Origin of the sequence: Streptomyces johnsoniae, assembly GCF_031845565.1 — a bacterium.
Lineage (GTDB): Bacteria > Actinomycetota > Actinomycetes > Streptomycetales > Streptomycetaceae > Streptomyces > Streptomyces johnsoniae.
This window is the reverse complement of the sequence record NZ_JAVREV010000001.1, coordinates 12,100-31,274: the sequence shown is the minus strand read 5'-3', so window position 1 is coordinate 31,274 and position 19,175 is coordinate 12,100. Positions and strand designations below refer to the sequence as shown.

The following is a 19,175-nucleotide window of genomic DNA, read 5'->3' as shown; positions in this document are numbered from 1 at the left end:
GGCCGATGAGCCGTACCGCAGCGGACGGGCTCGTCGTGGTCGACAAGCCCGCCGGTTTCACCTCGCACGATGTCGTCGCCGTCCTGCGCGGCATCGCCCGCACCCGCCGCGTCGGGCACGCCGGGACCCTCGACCCGATGGCCACCGGCGTGCTCGTCGTCGGCATCGGGCGGGCGACCCGGCTGCTCGGGCACCTCGCCCTCACCGAGAAGGAGTACGAGGGAACGATCCGCCTCGGCCGGACGACGGTCACCGATGACGCCGAGGGCGAGATCACCGGCGGGTCGGGTGCCCGCGATGTGCCCCGCACCGCCCTGGACGCCGAAGTGGCGCGGCTGACCGGCGACATCATGCAGGTCCCGGCCAAGGTCAGCGCTGTCAAGATCGACGGCAAACGTTCCTACCACCGGGTGCGCGCGGGGGAGGACGTGGAGATCCCGGCCCGCCCGGTCACCGTCCGGTCCTTCACCGTGCGCGAGACGCGTGAGCGGCACGCCGACGACGGCACGCCCGTGCTCGACGTGGACGTCACCGTGGTCTGTTCCTCCGGCACCTACATCCGCGCGCTCGCCCGCGACCTGGGCGCGGCCCTCGGCACCGGCGGCCATCTGACCGCGTTGCGACGCACCCGCGTCGGCCCGTACGAGCTGGCCTCGGCGCACCCCCTGGAAGAACTGCGGGAAACCCTCACCGTGCTGCCGCTCGGCGAGGCGGCCGCCGCGGCGTTCCCGCGCTGGGACGTCGACGACAGGCAGGCGGCCCTGCTGGGCAACGGCGCGCGCATCACCACGCCGGAGCTCCCGGCGGGGCCGGTCGCCGTCTTCGGCCCCGAGGACCGCTTCATCGCGCTCATCGAGGCGGCCGGCGAACGGTCGAGGAGCCTCGCGGTCTTCGGCTGACCCGGCCACCCGGCCGGGGAGCCACGGCGCCCGGTACCTTGGACCGGCAGACCCACAGCGGACGGTTCCACAGAAAACACGGCGAGGAGCGAACGGTGCAGCGCTGGCGTGACATGGCGGACATCCCCGAGGACTGGGGACGCAGCGTCGTCACCATCGGTTCGTACGACGGGGTGCACCGCGGGCACCAGCTGATCATCGGCCGCGCCGTGGCGCACGCCAGGGAGCTGGGCCTGCCCGCCGTCGTGGTCACCTTCGACCCGCACCCCAAGGAGGTCACCCGCCCCGGCAGCCACCCGCCGCTCCTCGCGCCGCATCCGCGGCGCGCGGAGCTGATGGCGGCCCTGGGCGTGGACGCGGTGCTGGTGCTGCCGTTCACCAAAGAGTTCTCGCAGCTGCCGGCAGCCGAGTTCGTGGTCAAGGTGCTGGTGGAGAAGCTGCATGCGCAGGCCGTGGTGGAGGGGCCGAATTTCCGCTTCGGGCACCGCGCCGCGGGCACCGTCGCCACGCTCGCCGAGCTGGGCGGCAGCTACGGCTTCGAGGTGCTGGTGATCGACCTGATCGAGCGCGGCGAGGCCGGTCGCGGTGAGCCGTTCTCCTCCTCGCTCGTGCGGCGGCTGATCGCCGAGGGCGATGTGGCCGGTGCCGCCGAGGCGCTCGGCCGCCCGCACCGCGTCGAGGGCATCGTGGTGCACGGCGCCCGCCGCGGGCGCGAGCTCGGCATCCCCACGGCCAACCTCGACACCGTGCCGCACTCCGCCGTCCCGGCCGATGGCGTGTACGCGGGCTGGCTGATCGCGGAGGGGGAACGGATGCCGGCTGCCGTCTCCGTGGGCACCAACCCGCACTTCCACGGCACGCGGCGCACCGTCGAGGCGTACGCGCTCGGCCGCACCGACCTGGATCTTTACGACCAGTGGGTCGCCGTCGAATTCCACTCGTTCGTGCGGGGACAGCAGGCGTTCGACTCGCTGGACGGGCTGCTCGACCAGATGAAGGACGACATCCGCAGGGTGCGTGAGCTGACGCGCGCGGGCTGAGGCGCGAGCGCCGGGCCCGGGCCCGGCGCTCGCGCCTCAGCGCGGGCTGCTCAGCCGCGCTGCGGCGGCTGTGGCGGCTGCCACGGGCCCGGCTGCTGCGGGTACCCGTACGGTGGCTGCTGTGGCTGTGGCTGTGGCTGTGGCTGTGGTGCCGGGTGTTGTTGCTGTTGCTGCGGGTAGCCGTAACCCTGCTGCGGGGGAGTCTGCTGCGGGTAGCCGTAGCCCTGGGGCTGGCCCTGGCCGGGCAGGGGCGGTGCCATGTGCGGCGGCATGCCGCCGTCCTGCGTCCACAGGCCCTGCTCCTGCTGTACCCGGACGAAGTCCTCCGCGATGAGCGCGGCGAGGTCGAAGTACGCCTGCCGCGTGCGCGGCCGCATCATGTCGAGGTCCAACTCGGCACCGGCAGCGAGATGTTCGTCGAACGGCGCGACCACCACGCCGCGGCAGCGGGTCTTGAAGTGGGCCACGATGTCCTCGACCTTGACCAGCTTCCCGGTCTCCCTCACTCCGGAGATCACGGTGATGCTGCGCTGCACGAGGCTGCCGTACCCGTGCGCCGCCAGCCAGTCCAGGGTGGTGCTCGCGCTGCTCGCGCCGTCCACCGAGGGCGTGGAGACGATGATCAGCTGGTGCGCCAGGTCGAGCACGCCGCGCATCGCGCTGTACAGCAGGCCGGTGCCCGAGTCGGTGAGGATGATCGGGTACTGCTGCCCGAGGATGTCGATGACGCGGCGGTAGTCCTCGTCGTTGAACGTGGTGGAGATCGCCGGGTCGACGTCGTTCGCCAGGATCTCAAGACCCGATGGCGCCTGCGAGGTGAACCGGCGCAGGTCCATGTAGCTGTTCAGGTAGGGAATCGCCCCCACCAGGTCGCGGATGGTGGCCCCCGTCTCGCGGCGGACCCGACGGCCGAGGGTGCCCGCGTCCGGGTTGGCGTCGATCGCGATGACCTTGTCCTGCCGCTCGCTCGCGAGCGTCGCGCCCAGGGCGGTGGTCGTGGTCGTCTTGCCCACGCCGCCCTTCAGGCTGATGACCGCGATGCGGTAGCAGGAGAGTACCGGCGTGCGGATGATGTCGAGCTTGCGCTGCCGCTCCTGCTCGGCGGCCTTGCTGCCGATCCGGAACCGGCCCGCGGGCTTGCTCACCGGCTGTGAACGCGCCTTGTTGCGCCGCTTGTCCTGGAGCAGCCGGTCCGAGGACAGCTCGACGGAGGCCGTGTATCCCAGGGCCCCCGGCTGCATCTGCGCCGCGTACTGCTGCTGGTCCGGCCAGCCGGCTCCGGGCGGGCCCTGTTGCTGCTGCGGCGGCGGCTGTTGTTGCGGCTGTTGAGGCTGGGGTTGCTGGTGCTGCTGGGGTCGGACGAAGGGGGCCGGAAGGGCGGGGTTGTGCTGTTCCGGCTGCTGTTGCGGCGGTGCGGGTGGCTGTCCGAACGGCTGCTGATGCTGGTGTTGTTGCTGGTGCGGTGCCGGGGGCTGTTGCGGCTGGGCCTGCGGCGGGGTGAACGGCTGGGGCTGGTGCGGTACCGCCGGCGGCCCCGCAGCGGGCGCGGGCGGTTGCCCGAACGGCTGCTGTTGCTGCTGCGGCTGCTGCGGAACGAACGGCTGCGGCGGTGCCGGCGGCTGTCCGAACGGCTGCGGCTGCTGGTGCTGTTGCTGCTGTGGTGCCGGGGGCTGTTGCGGCTGGGCCTGCGGCGGGGTGAAGGGCGACTGCCCTGCCGCGCGCGGGTCGGGGCGGGCAGCCATCGGCTCCTGCACCGCGGGTGCGGGTGCGGGTGGCGGCGTGGGAGCCGGTGCCGCCGGCTGAGCCTGCGGCACCGGCGCGGGCGGCGGTGCCTGCGCGGCACCCGGCACGGGCGGGAGGCCGAGTCCGAGCGGCGGGGGAGGCGGACCCGATGGCGTCCGGGCGTCGTCCTCCCGGGGCGCTACGGATTTCTCGGGCTCATCCGCCCCGTTTTCCTCGTCGAGCTCCGGCTCGGGCTCCGGGGAGGTGCGGGCGAACTCGACCTGCACGCTTCCACGTTCCTCGTCCCGCGGCTCGTCCGCCGACTCGCTCCGCGGCGGTGCGAACGTGTAGTCGGGCCCCAGCGGCTCGGCGCCCTCTTCGTTGGCCGGCGATTCGGCCGCGGCCGCGGCCGCGGCCGCGGGCGCGGGCGGCGGCGCGGCGTCGGCCGGCTCCTGCGCGGTGGGCGGCGGCGGGAACCCGGGCGGTGCGGGCGGTGCGGGCGGGTCGACCCGGAAGTCCGGCGGCAGCGGCGGCAGTCCACCCGGCGGCGGCGCGGCCGACGCGGCCGGTGCCGCGGGAGTGCGCGGGTCCGGGGGCGGCGTCGCCGTGCCCTCCGCGGGCGCCGGCTCGGGCGATGCCCTGCGCATGGCCGAGGTCGAGATCTGCATGGTGTCCCCGCTCACCACGTCGCCGGGGGCGGCGCCCACCGGCTCGTCCCGCGGTGTGTCGCGCGGCGGCACGGCAGGCGGCTGCTGATCCGCGGCGGAGCCACTGCCCCCGGAATACCAGGCGGGCGGCGTGTAGTCGATGGTGAACTGCCCGGTGCTCTCCGACTCCTCCTCCTGGAGTTCGGCATCGGGGTGCTCGTCGGCGGAGATTTCCTCCGCGGTGCGAACTTTGTCCCGATCGCTGCTCACGACGCCTCCCGCTGCTGGTCCTGCTACCTGATCCGCACCTCTTGAGGCCGCTGTGCGGATGACGGGCCCGATCCCCCGGGCGGTTCCCTCGACACGGATACAGGTCGTTGCCACGGCACTATTCACGCGCCAACCCTCACCCTAAACGCCACCCGCGAACTCGCCCTAGCCCTCCCCGTCCGGCCCGCGCAAGGCCATCCCGCAAAGCGGGGCAAAACACCGCCGCGTCCCGTCGGAAAATGCCGGGCGCTCGTGCGGGCCGCGTGGCAGGGTCTGGGGCATGTCTGAACCGTGGATGCCCGACGAACTGGTCCATGCCGGCCCGGAACACCTCGACCCCGCCTTCGTCGCCGGGTTCGACCGCAAGCAGGGCTATCCGGACCCTGCGGATGACATCGACGCCCTCCGCGAGCGCGGCGTGGGAGCGGACGCGACCGTCGTGGATCTCGGGGCGGGCACGGGCCGCTTCGCGCTCGCCGCCGCCGACACGTTCCGCCGGGTCATTGCGGTGGACGTCTCCCCGGCGATGCTGCGGATGATCGAGGAGCGCGTCGCCGAGGCGGGCCTGGCCCGGGTCGAGACCGCGCGGGCGGGCTTCCTCAGCTACGACCACGCCGGGCCGCCCGTGGACGCCGTCCACACCCGGCACGCGCTGCACCAGCTGCCGGACTTCTGGAAGACCATGGCGCTGGAACGGATCGCGGCGCTGCTCCGGCCCGGCGGCGTCCTGCGCCTGCGCGACCTGATCTACGACTTCTCGCCCTCCGAGGCACCGGCCGTCTTCTCCGCCTGGATGGCGGGCGCCGCCACGGACCCGTCCGCGGGCTACACCGCCGAGGACTACGCGGAGCACATCAGAACCGAACACAGCACCTACCGCTGGCTGCTGGAGCCCATGCTCGACGCGGCCGGCTTCGACATCGTGCACGTCGCCTACGAGGCACGGCTGTTCGGCGCGTACACCTGCGTCAAGCGCTGACCCGGGCCGCCCCGCAAAGCGCCACCCCGCAAAGCGCCGCCCGGCACCCGGCGGCTACGACGGCTGGGACGGCAGGCGGCCCTGCTCATCGATGTCGAACTCGCCGTCCCGCGCCCCCAGGACGAACGCCTCCCACTCGGCGGCGGTGAACCGCAGCACCGTGCCGGGGTCCTTGGAATTGCGCATGCCGACGCCGCCGCCGGGGAGGTAGGCGATCTCCACCTTCTCGTCCTCGGGCCCGCCGGGCGCGCTCAGCCACTCCACGCCAGAAATGTCGAGCGCATACAGCTCATTCTTCTCGCGCTCCTTCCGCGCGGCGATCTCGTCCGGAGTCTCGGTGGCGGCCATCAGCCGTGATCCCTTCGGTCGGCGGAACAGCAAAAGCACAACGCATGCCAGACCGCGATCGTAACGCAGCGCACTGACACGGGTACTGGAGGGAGGCGGCGGCTCAGTGGCCGCGCAGCCACCAGTCGGCGCCGAGGAGGAGCACGAAACCGGCGCCGAGCACCGCCATGCCCAGCCGCGTCCTGCCGCGTCGGCTCATCTCGATCACCGCGCCGGACAGAATGAACGCCGCCCCGTACAGACCTATGGACCGCAGGGACGAGCCGTCGCCCAGCTGTATCACGAGCACGACGGCCATGGCCGTCATCGCGCACCCGGCGATGGCCATGCGCAGCCGCCTGGCCTGGCGGGGAGTGAGCCCCTGCTGTGGTGAAGTCACCAGAGCAGCATAAGCGTTCACATCATCGCCGACCCCGCGTCCGCCGACTGCCCCTCCCGCACCCGATGTGCACCCCTTCTCCCCACTTCTTCCCCTCGCCCGCCGCCTCGCCCAGTCCTCACTCGGCGCCCTGGTCGAGCCGGCTGGGACTGCCGAGCAGCCCCGTCTCGCTGTCCGTCGGCAGCAGTCGCACCAGCCGCCGCGACGAACGGGTGCACCACAGCGTCGCGTTCTCCGCGAGCGTCGGCAGCGCCTCCGCCTGCACCTCGGGCAGCGCCAGTATGCGGCCGAGCACCCGCGCCTCCTCCGGCGAGACGCGTTGCACCCCCACCAGCGAGGCACGCTCCACCAGCCGGTGCGTCGCCGGGCTCAGATAGGGCAGCAGCGTCAGCACCGGCTGCCAGGGCGCCGACGCGACGCGGCTGCGCGGTGGCCGCGTCCCGCAGTCCCGCACGACGAGCACGGGGCTGCCGAGCGTGGCACCCACCGGCGGGACCCGGCCCACCTCGTGCAGCGTCATGCACTCCAGGCCGCCGTTCGCCGCCTGCGCCAGGCGCGTCCACAGCTGCGGGCGCCCCGTCTCCACCACCACGCGCGCGCCGGTCGCGACGGCGCGGAGCGCCAGCACATGCGCCGTCCACAACCCGCCGATCAGCACGACGTCGTACGCCACCGGATGGTGGATGCCGAGCACCGCGGGCTGCGATCTGCTGTCCACGCCGACGATGATCCCGTCGTCCCCGACCGGCAGCGAAAGGGCCGACAGGTCCGCCGCCGCGAGTACGTGCCCCGACCGGCCCATCAGCGCATCCCGCCCAGCGGCAGCGTGGCCTGGAGACCCGGCAGTTGCTGCCGGTCCATCCGCGACAGCACCACGCGCGCACCGCGTGCCGCCCGCAGCAGCTGACGGCCCGCCGCGTGCACCTCGCCCTCCGCGCGCCCGGTGATGCGCACATGCCCGTTGAGCAGCGCGGACTCCCGCCCCTGGCTGCGCAGCGTCAGCGCGAACGTGGTGGCGAACGCGGGCAGCGACGTCAGCAGCGCCACCAGGCCGGGCAGCGGCATCGCCCCCGGGCCGAGCACCGGCCAGCGCGCCACCTGGAACGTCGTGTGCCAGCGGTCGTCGCACCGCCACACCCGCTGCCCCTCCGCCGTCCGCCGCGGCCGGGGCCCGTCGCCCTGGCCCATCAGCGCCGTCGCCGCCGGATTGGAACTCGTGCACGCGGCGACCGCGGACAACAACTCCGCCTCCGTCAGCACCGACGCACGGAAACCCGCCCCGGCCAGCCTGCTCGCCAGCTGGTCCGCGGCGCGTGTCAGACAGCGCTGCACGCCCACGAGTCCGCCACCGCGCTCGGCGACCGCATCCGGGCACAGCTCCGGGTCCAGCCGCAGCGCCACCCAGGTGAGGCGCAGCGCGGGCGCGTCCCCCTGTCCCTGCAGCAGCGCGTAACTCGTTCCCGCCACCGACCGGTCCGGCAGCACCGGCGCGGGCGCGGGCTGCGTGTACTGCACCGCCTGGACCGCGTCCAGCCGTATGCCGTCCGTGTCCAGCGCGTCGTACAGCAGCGACAGCGGCAACGGGCGGGCCGCACGGCCCGGCTGGAGCGGCGCGAGCGCCGCCTCCACCCGCAGCACCGCGGTCAGCGTGCCGCCGTCCCCGGCCATGCCCACCTCCCGCCGCTCCCTGCCGTCCCGCCCGCCGCGCGCCATGAACGGGTAACTGCGCAGCCCGGGACGGCACTCCGCGGCCAGCGCAAGCAGCGGGTCGGTGCCGGGCTCGGGCGCCCGTGCCACCTCCTGCCGCTGCCGTCGCAGAGCCAGTGCGGACCCGATCCACCGGGGCAGCGGCTCGCCACGCCGCCAGGCCACCACGGTCAGCCCGAGCATCACGGCCGGCGCCACGGACAGCGCGGCGACGAGCGGGCTTCCGGCGGCCCACCCGCCCCACAGCAGCGCGCCGACCGCCTGCACACACAGCAGCGGCCCCATCGGGAACGTCCCACCCGGCCCCGACAGAGCCCGCGGCACCACACCCCGGCCGGGGCCCTCGGGCCCCCGCGTCGCAGAGTCCCCCCTCATCACGCCCCCTCCCGACGGTAATCAAAGCGTCACCCGGCATAGTAGGACGCCGGTCTGACGTCCGGTCACCGGCAGGGGGAGGGAGCGGTCGCCCATGGCATCGCGCAAGGATGAACTCAACGCCTACACGTTCGCCAAACGGCGGACCGTCTCGGCGTTCCTCCAGCCGGCGCCCGGCGTGACCGAGGAAGGCGCGCCACGCCCGCTGCGTGCCGTCCTGCCGGGGGCGGTCGTCGGCGCGCTGATCCTCGCGGGGTTCGGCGCGTGGGGCATGTTCCGGCCGTCCGTCCCCGAGAACTGGGACGAGCCGGGCCGCAATGTGATCATCGGCAGCGACTCCACCACCCGTTACGTCGTACTGGAGACGGACGGCCGCGCCCAGCTGCACCCGGTGCTGAACCTGTCCTCCGCGCGTCTGCTGCTCGACGACACCGACGACCTCAGCATCGTGAACGTCGACGAGGACGAGCTGGACAGCGGAACGATCCCGCGCGGCCCCACCCTCGGCATCCCCTACGCCCCCGACCGCCTCCCGGCCGCCGACGAGGTGTCCGATGCCAAGCGCTGGGCCGTCTGCCAGCAGCCGGGCGGCGGCTCCGCCGTGCAGCAGGCGTCGTTCGTCCTGGCCGAACGGGACACCGCCCTCGTCGGGGGCGACGAACGGCTGGCCGGCCGCGACGCCCTGTACGTCCGGGGCGAGGACGGCACCGAGTACCTGATCGACGGCACCGGCACCAAGTACCCCGTCGGCGAGCCCGATCCCGAAGCCCGCGACACACTCCTGCGGCTCCTCACCCGCGGCGACGCGCAGCCCGTCACCGACGAGTGGCTCGCGACGTTCGGCGAGGGAGACCCCCTCGCCTTCCCCGAACTCCCGGTCCCCGCCGGCACCCCCGCCCAGGTCCCGGGGCTCGCCCCGGAGGCCGACGCCGTCGGGACGGTGCTCGTGGCCCCGGCCGGCGGCAGCATGCAGCACTACGTCGTCCTGCCTGGCGTGGTCGTCCCCGTCTCCGACTTCACCGCCCACCTCACGCTCAACCACCCGGACACCGAGGTCCTCCACCAGAACAACCGCGCCATGGAGCTGGGCGCGCAGCACTTCACCCCGGCCCCCGCCGACGAACGCCTCGAACGCGCCTGGCCCGACGGCGTTCCGCAGCAGGTCAACGGAGGCGACCGCACCGCGCTCTGCTCCGTCCTCCTCGGCGTCGACGGTGAGAACGGCAGCACCGAGGTGGCCACCTGGGCCGGCACCTCCTATCCGGCCACCATCGCCTCCGGCTCCGCCAACGCGTACGTCACACCGGGCTCCGGGCTGCTCTACCGCCAGGTACAGGGCGAACAGGCCGAGGCCGGAGGCGTGTTCCTGGTCACCGACACCGGTCTGCGCTACCCCGTGCAGGCGACCGCTCCCGGCGAAGGGGAGCCCGACCAGGCCCATCTCCGCCTCGGCTACGGGGACATCACGCCGGTGCCGGTGCCCGCGGTCTGGTCGGAGTTCCTGCCGACCGGCCCGCGGCTGGACACCCGCAACGCCCAGCAACCGCAGGGGTCCTGACATGCGCCGCGGCCACCGCCCGCTACGCGCGGGCACCGCGCTGGTCCTCGTGGGCCTGGCCACGTTCACCGGCGCCCACGCCGCCTCCGCCGACGGCGCGCGCTGCACGTTCCCGGCCGAGCCCATCGAGGAACGCCCCTGGTCGCTCCAGCGCGTCCTCCTCGACCAGTTGTGGCAGGAGACCCGCGGCGCGGGCGTCAGCGTCGCCGTCATCGACAGCGGCGTCGACACCGCCAACCCCCAGCTCGCCGGCGCCGTCGCGGCGGACCGCGGCGCCGACTTCACCGAGGGCGAGGGCGACAGCACCACCGACACGGTCGGCCACGGCACCAAGGTCGCGGGCATCATCGCCGCGCGCTCCCACGAGGACACCGGGTTCGTGGGCCTCGCCCCCGAGTCGACGATCGTCCCCATCCGGCAGACCGACTCACAGGCCGGCGGCACCATAGGGACGCTCGCCCAAGCCATCGAGCACGCCGTCGAACAGGACGTGGACGTCATCAACATCTCCCAGGACACGGACGCGCCGCCGGCCGGGGACTCCGCCCTCAGGACCGCGGTGGCGGAGGCGGTGAACGCGGACATCGTCGTCATCGCCTCGGTCGGCAACGACGGCGCGGACGGCCGCCGGCGCGAGACCTACCCGGCCTCCTACGACGGCGTCCTGGCCGTCGGCGCCTCCGACCGCAACAACGAGCGCGCGCCCTTCTCACAGTCGGGCGACTTCGTCGGCATCGCGGCCCCCGGCGTCGACATGGTCTCCACCGTGCCCGGCGGCGGTCAGTGCGTCGACAGCGGCACCAGCTTCGCCGCGCCCTACGTGGCGGGCGTCGCCGCCCTGCTGCGCGCCGCGCACCCCGAGTGGAGCGCGCAGCAGGTCGTCACCCACCTCCAGCAGACGGCGGAACGCGCAACACCGGGCCCCGATCCGCACACGGGCTGGGGCGTCGTCGACCCGGTGCGCGCGCTGACGGACGACGACACCGAGCCGGCCGAAGCCCCGGTCCCGGACGAACCGGCACCGGCACCGCCCGCCCCTGAGGTGGCAGCCCTCGATCTGGGCGAGACGCATGCCGAACGTTCGGAACGCCTCGGCACGTTCGTCGTCCTGACCGCGGCGGTGCTGACCGCGGCGGTGGCGGGCGCGGCCCTCATCCTGCGCGACCGGCGGCGGCAATAGCGCATTTCCGTCTCGAAGTTGTGATCGATTTCGCTCCGTAACCACCTTGCATCAATGCGGAGTGATCGGCATAAGATGGTGGCCCACGGTGACTGAGGGGGCACCGGTGGAGGGGAGGGTGGGATGACGGACGATTCATACCGGTCGGCAGGTCGGCCCGATTTGTATTTGCCGGACGGCGAGCTTCCCGACTTTGTCGGCTGGCTGGAGTCCGCGGTGGAAACACTGCGCTCATCACGGCTGTCGCCCGAGCAGCTGAGCGATCTCCGCTCGGAGGCGGGCCAGTTCGGCGAATCATCGGCGGCGGCCGAGTTGTTCTCGCGCTACGAGGAGATCCGGGCACGACTCGAAGGTTTCGTGCGCATCCAGCAGGACGCCATCGAGATGCTGGGAATTACGACAACACTGGTCGAGAACGACTACACCGCGACCGAAATGGAGCAGATCGAGCGGTTGCAGCAGATCACCGCCCACATGGACGAGCTGTATTCGACACCGGGACCTCGTCCGGGTGACGACGGCACCGGCGGTGGCGGGGCTCAGGACATGGCGCAGTGACATGGGGAGGGCACGGCTGTGAGTGAGCACGAGCTTGAAAAGCACGAGGTCCTCGCGGGGTTGGTCGCGCGAGCCGATCCCGGCGCGGTGGAGACCCGGGCACGGGCGCTGCTGGAAATGGTGCCGATGATCCGCGAAGTGGGAGACCTGATCGCGGCCCGCGTGGCAGCCATGGAATGGCGCGGCGAGGCGGCCGAAGTGGTCCGCGCCTGGGGCGACCACTTCAGGCAGGAGTCGGCAACACTCAGCGAGTACGCCGAGCGGGTCGGCGGCGCGATGACGGTGGCGGGCCAGGTCCTGGCCAAGGTGAAGTCGGCCATGCCCCCGACCCGCCCGAGCCCACTGGTCCCACTGGCGGACGCCAGCGGCTTCGAGCAAACGATGGCCGAAGTGGACCGCCAGGAAGCGATCAGACTGATCGACAGCCTGGACTCGGCCTACCGACTCGCAAGCGACGCAATGTCCCGCGCCCCGGAACCCCGCTTCGAGCCGTTCACGGGGCTTGAAGACGACATTCGTCCCCCGGTGGGGGCGTCGGGCCCATCCGGGCCCGCCGGTGCTCCGGCATCAACGCACTTCGGCAGCGCCAGCGTCTATGCGGCAGGGGGTGGCGAATGGTCTCAAGGCTTTTCGACAATGCCACCGTCTACCCCGAGTGTGCCGTCGGAGTTTGTCAGTGGTGCCACCACACCCAACCCGGTGCCGTCGGGTGATGAGTGGATCGGGACATCACTCGACTCCCTCGCGTCTGGGCCGGACACGCGGGCCCCGGTTGGCCCGGCGACTCCTCCGGCGCCGAGCCCGGTGGCGCCCCCTGTCGGCGGTGCGGAGAACATGCAGTTTCCTGTGGCCAACCCGCAATGGAGGGACAGTCCTAGGCCGGCGGGCGGAGGCCCCCTGCGGACGCCGCAGCCGAACACCCAACAGCCCGCATTTCGCCCGACCGTCAACCCGGTGTCGAACGTACATTCTTCGACCGCCCATTCCGGCGGTCATCCCGTGGGAGGCGGCAGCACCCCTCAGAGCCCTATGGCAGGGCGTCCTCCGATGACCGGCTTCCCCGGCAGCCGTATGCCACGGGACACGGAGCACGGTGGAATCCTCGGTGGTGTGCCGCGTCAGCCGGACTCCTACCGCAGAGCGCTTCCGCAGAACGGGATCATCAGTGCCGGTGCGCCCCCGGCATTTCGCGATCCGGCGACCGGCGCCGTCCGTGGCCCAGGCGGCGCCCTGGTGGGCAGACCGGCCAGCCAACTTGGTGATGAGAGTCGGTCCTACGGCAGCAGGACAGGCACTGAGCAAACCACCCCTCGGAGAGGGGCGTTCAGTTCCCCCTCGACCACCTCCGGAATCACCGGCCGTCCTTCGCCCCCGGCGAATGGCCGTCGACGTAAACGGAGGCGGAACGAACGCGAGCAACAGGAAAAGGACCGCTGACCTTATGTCTCTCTTGTCTCCCACGCCTGTACGGTTTCGGGCCGTCGCGTCGTTATTGGCCGGTATGGTTCTAGGCAGTTTCGTGCTGGCGCCCCATGCCACTGCAGAGGGGCCTCAGGACCCCTGGTACATGGAGACCATGCGCATGGAGGAGGTGTGGGAGCGAACGAGAGGCGAGGGCATCACGGTCGCCGTCGTCGACACGGGCACAGATGCGTCACTGCCGACGCTGGAAGGGCGGGTCCTGGAAGGGGTCGATCTCACCCATGGCGCCGAGGGGGCGCATGTGGACCGAGACGGACACGGGACGATCATGGCCAGCCTGATTGCTGGCTCCGGAGCGGAAAGTGGCATCCCCGGTCTGGCTCCGGGCGTCAAAATCCTTCCGATCCGTGTGTCGAGCGTCGAGTACGACTTCGATCTGGAGAATCGTCTGGCGCTGGCCATTGAATACGCTGCCGAATCTGGTGCGCAGATTATCAGTGCTTCCCTGAGCAAAGACGAACTGGGCGTTTCTCCCGAGCTGGATGCTGCTCTCGCGGTAGCGGCTCGCCACGGCACGCTCATCTTCGCTTCGGCAGGTAATACGGGCGACGCCGAGAATACGGTGGTGATTCCTTCCGCTCGTGAAGGCGTTATCGGCGTAGGGGCAGTGGACCGGAGTGGCGAGCATGTGTACTACTCGACTTATGGTCCGCAAGTGGCGCTGTCCGGTCCCGGGAACGAAATTCCAGGGAGTTGCCCGGACGGGCACTACCAACCCGCGTGCATCATGGAAGAGGGCGGGACGAGTTCGGCGACGGCGCTTGCGTCTGCTTCTGCCGCTCTCATCTGGTCGGCGCACCCTGACTGGACGAAGAATCAGGTGTTGCGGGCGATGTTGGAGACCGCGGATGGGCCTGAGGGGGGTCGGGACGACTATGTCGGGTACGGCATGGTGCGGCCGGATCGGGTGATTCTCGATGGCGAGGGGGAGCCGGGGGAGCCGGATGTCAACCCGCTGTTCGAGGAGTACGAGGCCTCACTCGACCCTCCGGTGTCGCCCGCGCCGGAGCCGGAGCCGGAAACGGGGTCGGAGGGGGAGGGTTCCGGGGAATCCGGCGAGGCTGGTTCGGGGGGGCCTGATGAGGCGGCGGAGAATATGGCCGATGGTGATGGCGGGGGTTCGGGGCCGCTGGTCATGGCCGGCGTCGTCGGTGTGGTGATCCTGGGCGGTGTCGCGGCAGCGGTAGTGGTCAACCGCCGGCGCCGTACGGCCTAGTCAGTACGGGAAAGCAATCACAAGGGGAGGGTCTGAATGTCTGAAGCGATGCCGAACAGCGATTTGCGGCAGAGTGAAGAAACCATCCGGGAGCTGCTCAATTCGCTCGACCAGGAGGTCGGGCTGCTCAACCAGAGCCGGACGAAGCTCTCGTCGGCGACCGACCAGGTGGCCGCGGGGTGGACCGGTGAGGCGGCCGGGCAGTTCGCCTCCGGGCAGACCGAGGCCAACTTCAACCTGGACCGGCTGATCAGGGCGCTGGAGAACCTGCGCGAGCTGGTCCGGATGAGCCGCGACGACTTCTCGCAGCAGGAGCAGGAGCAGATCGCGGAAATGCAGCGCGCCCACTCGGGCTTGGGGGACATGTCCTCCCGCGGCTTTGACCATCTTGCGTAACGCCCGTCGGACACGTGTCGCATACGGAAAGGGGATAGACCATGGCTGACTTCAGTCTCAGTTACGCGGCGCTCAGCGGCGGGTCCGAAGGGCTTACCGCCGAGGAGCGGCAGCTTCTCGATCGTCTGGAGGCCCTGCGGGCGGCTCTCAGCTGGGCCGCGGCGGGATGGTCCGGCGAGGCAGCCACTGCCTTCGACGCGAACATGCGGGTTTTCTCCGAAGAGCTGGACAAGCTGCGCGTCGTCCTGGGCATGACCGGCAACGCGCTGGACACGGCGGGTATGAACTACCGGGCCGTGGACCTCCGCAACGCCAACCGCATGGGTACCTGACCCGCGACGGCACCGCATCCGTGCCACGGGGTGTGTGACCGGCCTGCGGCCGGTCACACACCCCGTTCGCATGTGCGGTTACTCCTCGGGCAGCCAACCCAGCTGGACCAGTGGCCTGCCCCGGCGGCGGGAGGCGAACTGTGCTCGGCCGGGTGGGAGGGTGCGGGCGCGAACCGAGGGGAAGATTTCGCCTTCCTTCGGGTCGCCCGACAGAATCAGGCCCTGCCCGCCCAGCTCCCGCAGGCGCTGCACGAACGGTTCGAACATGGCGCGCGAAATGCCGGCTGTACCGCGCGCGATGATGAAATTGACGCCGACGTCCCTGGCGTACGGCAGGTGGTCCGTCAGGTGGCTCAGCGGGTTCCTGTTGCCCGTGGCGACCAGGTCGTAGTCGTCGACGATGACGAAGAGCCGCGGGCCCTTCCACCACTTCCGCGAGCGCAGCTCCTCCATGCTGATGTCTTCCTTCGGTGCCCGCTTCTCGAAAATCTTGTTCAGCGAGACGATGTCCTGCGTCAGCCGGGCTTCCGTCGTCGAATAGCTCGCGATGAACTCCTCGGGCGCGGCCGCCATCAGTGCCCGACGGTAGTCGGTGACGATGAACCGCACGTCGTCCGGCGAATAGCGCTCCGAAAGCTTGCGCATGATCAGCCGCAGCGCCGCGGACTTGCCGGACTCGCTCTCGCCGATGATCAGCAGGAACGGGTCCCGTTCGAAGTTGATGAACACCGGCTCCAGGTCGGTCTCGCCGAGTCCCACGGCGATCCCGGACTCGGGGCGCTCGAAGCCCTTGGGCAGCTCGTCGGCAGGCAGCCGCTCCGGGAGCATGCGGATGACCGGTGCCCGGGCGCCGTGCCACGCGGTGCGGACGGACTCGACCAGAGCGGCCGTGCCCTCCGCGAGGTCCTCGGTACGGGTCACTCCGTCCACCCGGGGGAGTGCCGCCATCCAGTGCATCTTGTCGGGCGTCTGCCCGCGCCCCGGTGCCCCCGGGGGGATGGCCGCTGCCACCTTGCGGTCGAAGTCCGAGTCCAGTGTGTCGCCGAGGCGCATCTCCACCCGGTTCGTCAGCTGGTCCTTCAGCGCCGGGCGCATCTCCATGTACCGGGAGGCCGTCACGATCAGGTGGACTCCGTAGCCGAGGCCGCGCGACGCGATGTCGGTGATGACCGGCTCCAGCGTCATGTCGTAGTCCTGCTTGAACGTGGCCCACCCGTCGATCAGCAGGAACACGTCGCCCCAGGCTTCTTCCGGCAGTTGCCCCGCGTTCCGCATGCGGCGGTAGGTCGCGATCGAGTCGATGCCTTCCCGGCGGAACAGCTCCTCGCGCCGGGCCAGCACGCCCGCCACCTCGGAGACGGCCCGCCGCACCCGGTCCGGGTCCAGGCGCGAGGCCACACCGCCGACGTGCGGGAGACCGGCGACCGCCGTGAGGCCGCCACCGCCGAAGTCGAGCCCGTAGAACTGCACTTCCCGCGGCGTGTGCGTCAGCGCGAACGAGGTGATCAGCGTGCGCAGCAGCGTGGACTTGCCGGACTGCGGGCCGCCGACGATCAGCATGTGGCCCCCTGCCCCGGAGAAGTCGCGGACGAAGGTCTCCCTGCGCTGCTCGAAGGGCTTGTCCACTACGCCGAGCGGGACATTCAACCCGCCCGTCCCGCCCGCCGCCTGGAGGCCTCGCCCCTCCACGACCCGCAGCTCGGGGAACAGCGTGTCGAGCGGCACGGCGGAGTCCAGCGGCGGCAACCACACCTGGTGGGCGGCCGGGCCCTGCCCCTCGAGCCGGCGGACGATCACGTCGAGCACCGAGTCGGCCAGCGGGTCGTCGCCCGCAGGCTGCGCCGGGTCCGCCCGGCCCGCGGGTGCCTCGGGCTCGTCGTACTGCACGGCGACCGGTGCCGCCGTGAACACGACCGGCCTGCGGCGCAGCGGGCGCGGGCCCGAGGACGCGGTCCTCGTCGACGGCTTCCGGTAGGCGCCGGAGACGTACGCCGCCTTGAAGCGCGTCATCTGCTCCGTCCCCGTCTTCAGCAGGCCGGAGCCGGGCACCTGCGGCAGGTGGTATGCGTCCGGAACGCCGATGGCGGTCCTCGACTCGGCGGCGGAGAAGGTACGCAGACCGATCCGGTACGACAGATAGGTGTCCAGGCCCTTCAGCCGGCCCTCCTCCAGCCGCTGCGAGGCCAGCAGCAGATGCACGCCCAGCGACCGGCCGATGCGGCCGATCTGGATGAACATGTCGATGAAGTCGGGCTTCGCCGTCAGCAGCTCGCTGAACTCGTCGATGACCAGGACGAGCGAGGCCAGCGGCTCCAGCAGCGCGCCGGCCGCCCTGGCGCGCTCGTAGTCGTGCAGATTGGCATAGTTGCCCGCCGCCCGCAGCAGCTCCTGCCGCCGCTGTAGCTCGCCGCGGATCGAGTCACCCATGCGGTCGACCTGCGTCAGGTCGTCCGCCAGATTCGTGATGACCGCGGAGACGTGCGGCAGCCCGGCCATGCCCGTGAACGTCGCGCCGCCCTTGAAGTCGGCCAGCACAAAGTTCAGCGTCTGGGAGGTGTGGGTGACCGCGAGGCCGAGCACCAGCGTCCGCAGCAGCTCCGACTTGCCCGAGCCCGTCGCCCCCACGCACAGGCCGTGCGGGCCCATGCCCTCCTGCGCGGCCTCCTTGAGGTCCAGCATGACCGGCTGGCCCTCCTCGTCCACCCCGATCGGCACCCGCAGCCGCTCGCCCGCCGACCGCGGGCGCCACGTCCTGGAGACGTCGACCGACGCGGGATCGCCGAGGCCGAGCAGCTCGGCGAAGTCCAGCTCGGCCAGCAGCGGCTCCTCCTCGTCCGCGGCCGTGCTCAGCCGCAGCGGGGCCAGCTGCCGCGCCAGCGCCTCCGCCGCCTCGGGGGACAGCACGTCCGGCTCGCCGTCGAACACCGAGCCGCCCTGCGCCTCAAGCCGCAGGCTCCCGGGCAGGCACCGCACGGAAAGCCCGCCCCGGCCCGCGTCCCGCTCGCCCGGCGCGATCTCGACGATCGTCACCCCCTGGAGCCCCTCCGCGGCGGCGAAGGCCGAATGCGGCGGAATCCGGTCCCCGTCGACGAGGAGCACCACGTGCGGCTGGTCGAGCACCGGCTTGCCGCCCGGCGAGAAGCGCCCCCGCCCCGCGAGCCGTCCCGACAGCTCCTGCTCCACAGCGGGAACGCTGCCCCCGAACAGCCGCCGCGTGCCCGCCCCGTCCAGGGACGGAAGCTGCGCATGGGGCAGCCACTTCGTCCACTCCCAGTGCCCCGCCGACTCCGCCGAGGTCACCACGGCGAGCGTCATGTCCTCCGGCGAGTGCAGCGACGTCAGCGACCCCACCAGCGCGCGGGCCACGCCGCGCGCCGTCTCCGCGTCGCCGTGCAGCACCAGCCGGTAGAAACTCCGCAGCGAGACGGCCATCGGCAGCCCGTGCACCGTGCTGTGGGTGTCGAGGAACCTCCGCATCGCCCCGGCGGTCAGCGGCTCCAGCTCCTCGACGGGCGCGGTCCGCGGCGCCACCAGCGGCGTGGCCAGCTGATGCTCGCCGAGCCCGATGCGCACCTGCCCGAAGTCCGCCTCGCCCGGCCGCCGCTCCCACACCCGGCTGCCCTCCGCGACGAGGGACCACAACTGCTCGGGCGCCGGATGCAGATAGTGCTGGGCGTCCCGCTGCCGCCGCGCCGTCTCCCGCACCGCCCGCCGGGTCCGCGACAGGTACTTCAGGTAGTCCCGCCGCAGTTGGGCCATCTGTCCCTGCGTGCCCCGCCGGAATCTGACGATCATGGCGATGACCATGGCGGCCGTCGACACCAGCATCAGCATCCCCATGATGCGCATGAAGGGATGCGCGTTCGGCATGAAGAAGAAGACCACCGAGGAGCCCATGCCGAGCATCGGCACGACCTGCATCAGCACGCCCTCCTGCTGCCCCTTGGGCAGCTCGGGCGGCGAGAGCAGCTCCACGGCCTCCCCGGCCGCGGGCTCCGGCAGAGCCCTCGGCGGACGTTTGACGACGATCTGGCTCATTTCAACAACCCCCCGGCCACGGTGTGGTGACGCATTGTCGATCCTAGTG

At 71.8% G+C, this 19,175-nt stretch carries 16 protein-coding genes; 10 read left to right on the top strand and 6 right to left on the bottom strand.

Annotated features, from left to right (window positions below):
- Window positions 1-5: 5 nt before the first annotated feature.
- Complete coding sequence (gene truB / locus RM779_RS00140) at window positions 6-899, top strand: tRNA pseudouridine(55) synthase TruB (protein ID WP_311614477.1); 894 nt, start codon at window positions 6-8, stop codon at window positions 897-899.
- 95 nt (window positions 900-994) lie between these two features.
- Window positions 995-1,939, top strand: coding sequence for a bifunctional riboflavin kinase/FAD synthetase (locus RM779_RS00135; RefSeq protein WP_311614476.1), 945 nt, complete (start codon window positions 995-997; stop codon window positions 1,937-1,939).
- Between the two features lie 50 nt (window positions 1,940-1,989).
- On the opposite strand, the gene RM779_RS00130 is transcribed toward RM779_RS00135, so the two are convergent.
- On the bottom strand, window positions 1,990-4,578 hold the full coding sequence (locus tag RM779_RS00130; RefSeq protein ID WP_311614475.1) for an SCO5717 family growth-regulating ATPase: 2,589 nt from the start codon (window positions 4,576-4,578) through the stop codon (window positions 1,990-1,992).
- 280 nt (window positions 4,579-4,858) lie between these two features.
- Between RM779_RS00130 and RM779_RS00125 the strand changes: the two genes are divergently transcribed.
- Window positions 4,859-5,557: a class I SAM-dependent methyltransferase gene (locus RM779_RS00125; protein ID WP_311614474.1), complete on the top strand. Its 699-nt coding sequence runs from the start codon at window positions 4,859-4,861 to the stop codon at window positions 5,555-5,557.
- A 54-nt stretch (window positions 5,558-5,611) separates the two neighbouring features.
- On the opposite strand, the gene RM779_RS00120 is transcribed toward RM779_RS00125, so the two are convergent.
- The 4 genes from RM779_RS00120 to eccE all read right to left on the bottom strand — a co-directional run bounded on the left by RM779_RS00120 (window position 5,612) and on the right by eccE (window position 8,366).
- Window positions 5,612-5,905: a DUF397 domain-containing protein gene (locus RM779_RS00120; protein ID WP_077058520.1), complete on the bottom strand. Its 294-nt coding sequence runs from the start codon at window positions 5,903-5,905 to the stop codon at window positions 5,612-5,614.
- A gap of 103 nt (window positions 5,906-6,008) precedes the next feature.
- On the bottom strand, window positions 6,009-6,284 hold the full coding sequence (locus RM779_RS00115; protein WP_311614473.1) for a hypothetical protein: 276 nt from the start codon (window positions 6,282-6,284) through the stop codon (window positions 6,009-6,011).
- A 118-nt stretch (window positions 6,285-6,402) separates the two neighbouring features.
- Window positions 6,403-7,086: a hypothetical protein gene (locus tag RM779_RS00110; protein ID WP_311614472.1), complete on the bottom strand. Its 684-nt coding sequence runs from the start codon at window positions 7,084-7,086 to the stop codon at window positions 6,403-6,405.
- A complete protein-coding gene (gene eccE, locus RM779_RS00105) occupies window positions 7,086-8,366 on the bottom strand; it encodes a type VII secretion protein EccE (RefSeq protein WP_311614470.1) in 1,281 nt (426 codons plus the stop codon). Before eccE ends, RM779_RS00110 begins: the two co-directional genes overlap by 1 nt.
- A gap of 94 nt (window positions 8,367-8,460) precedes the next feature.
- Here eccE and eccB point away from each other — a divergent pair, with 94 nt between their 5' ends.
- From eccB to RM779_RS00070, 7 genes are all read left to right on the top strand, one after another.
- Window positions 8,461-9,924: a type VII secretion protein EccB gene (eccB, locus tag RM779_RS00100; RefSeq protein WP_311614468.1), complete on the top strand. Its 1,464-nt coding sequence runs from the start codon at window positions 8,461-8,463 to the stop codon at window positions 9,922-9,924.
- 1 nt (window position 9,925) lies between these two features.
- Window positions 9,926-11,104 carry a type VII secretion-associated serine protease mycosin gene (gene mycP, locus RM779_RS00095; protein ID WP_311614466.1) on the top strand — a complete coding sequence of 393 codons (1,179 nt, stop codon included), beginning with the start codon at window positions 9,926-9,928 and terminating at the stop codon, window positions 11,102-11,104.
- A gap of 123 nt (window positions 11,105-11,227) precedes the next feature.
- The gene (locus RM779_RS00090) at window positions 11,228-11,662 is read left to right on the top strand and encodes a hypothetical protein (RefSeq protein WP_311614464.1); all 435 of its coding nucleotides are present in this window, start codon (window positions 11,228-11,230) and stop codon (window positions 11,660-11,662) included.
- A gap of 18 nt (window positions 11,663-11,680) precedes the next feature.
- Entirely contained in the window at window positions 11,681-13,099 is a 1,419-nt protein-coding gene (locus tag RM779_RS00085) for a hypothetical protein (protein ID WP_311614462.1), read from the top strand.
- Window positions 13,100-13,229: 130 nt separating this feature from the next.
- A complete protein-coding gene (locus RM779_RS00080; protein ID WP_311614460.1) occupies window positions 13,230-14,360 on the top strand; it encodes a S8 family serine peptidase in 1,131 nt (376 codons plus the stop codon).
- 36 nt (window positions 14,361-14,396) lie between these two features.
- Window positions 14,397-14,756: a WXG100 family type VII secretion target gene (locus RM779_RS00075; protein WP_311614458.1), complete on the top strand. Its 360-nt coding sequence runs from the start codon at window positions 14,397-14,399 to the stop codon at window positions 14,754-14,756.
- Between the two features lie 41 nt (window positions 14,757-14,797).
- Window positions 14,798-15,088 carry a WXG100 family type VII secretion target gene (locus tag RM779_RS00070; RefSeq protein ID WP_077058513.1) on the top strand — a complete coding sequence of 97 codons (291 nt, stop codon included), beginning with the start codon at window positions 14,798-14,800 and terminating at the stop codon, window positions 15,086-15,088.
- A gap of 78 nt (window positions 15,089-15,166) precedes the next feature.
- Here the strand turns inward: RM779_RS00070 and eccCa are convergent, their stop codons facing one another.
- Window positions 15,167-19,126, bottom strand: coding sequence for a type VII secretion protein EccCa (eccCa, locus tag RM779_RS00065; RefSeq protein ID WP_311614454.1), 3,960 nt, complete (start codon window positions 19,124-19,126; stop codon window positions 15,167-15,169).
- Between the last annotated feature and the right edge of the window lie 49 nt (window positions 19,127-19,175).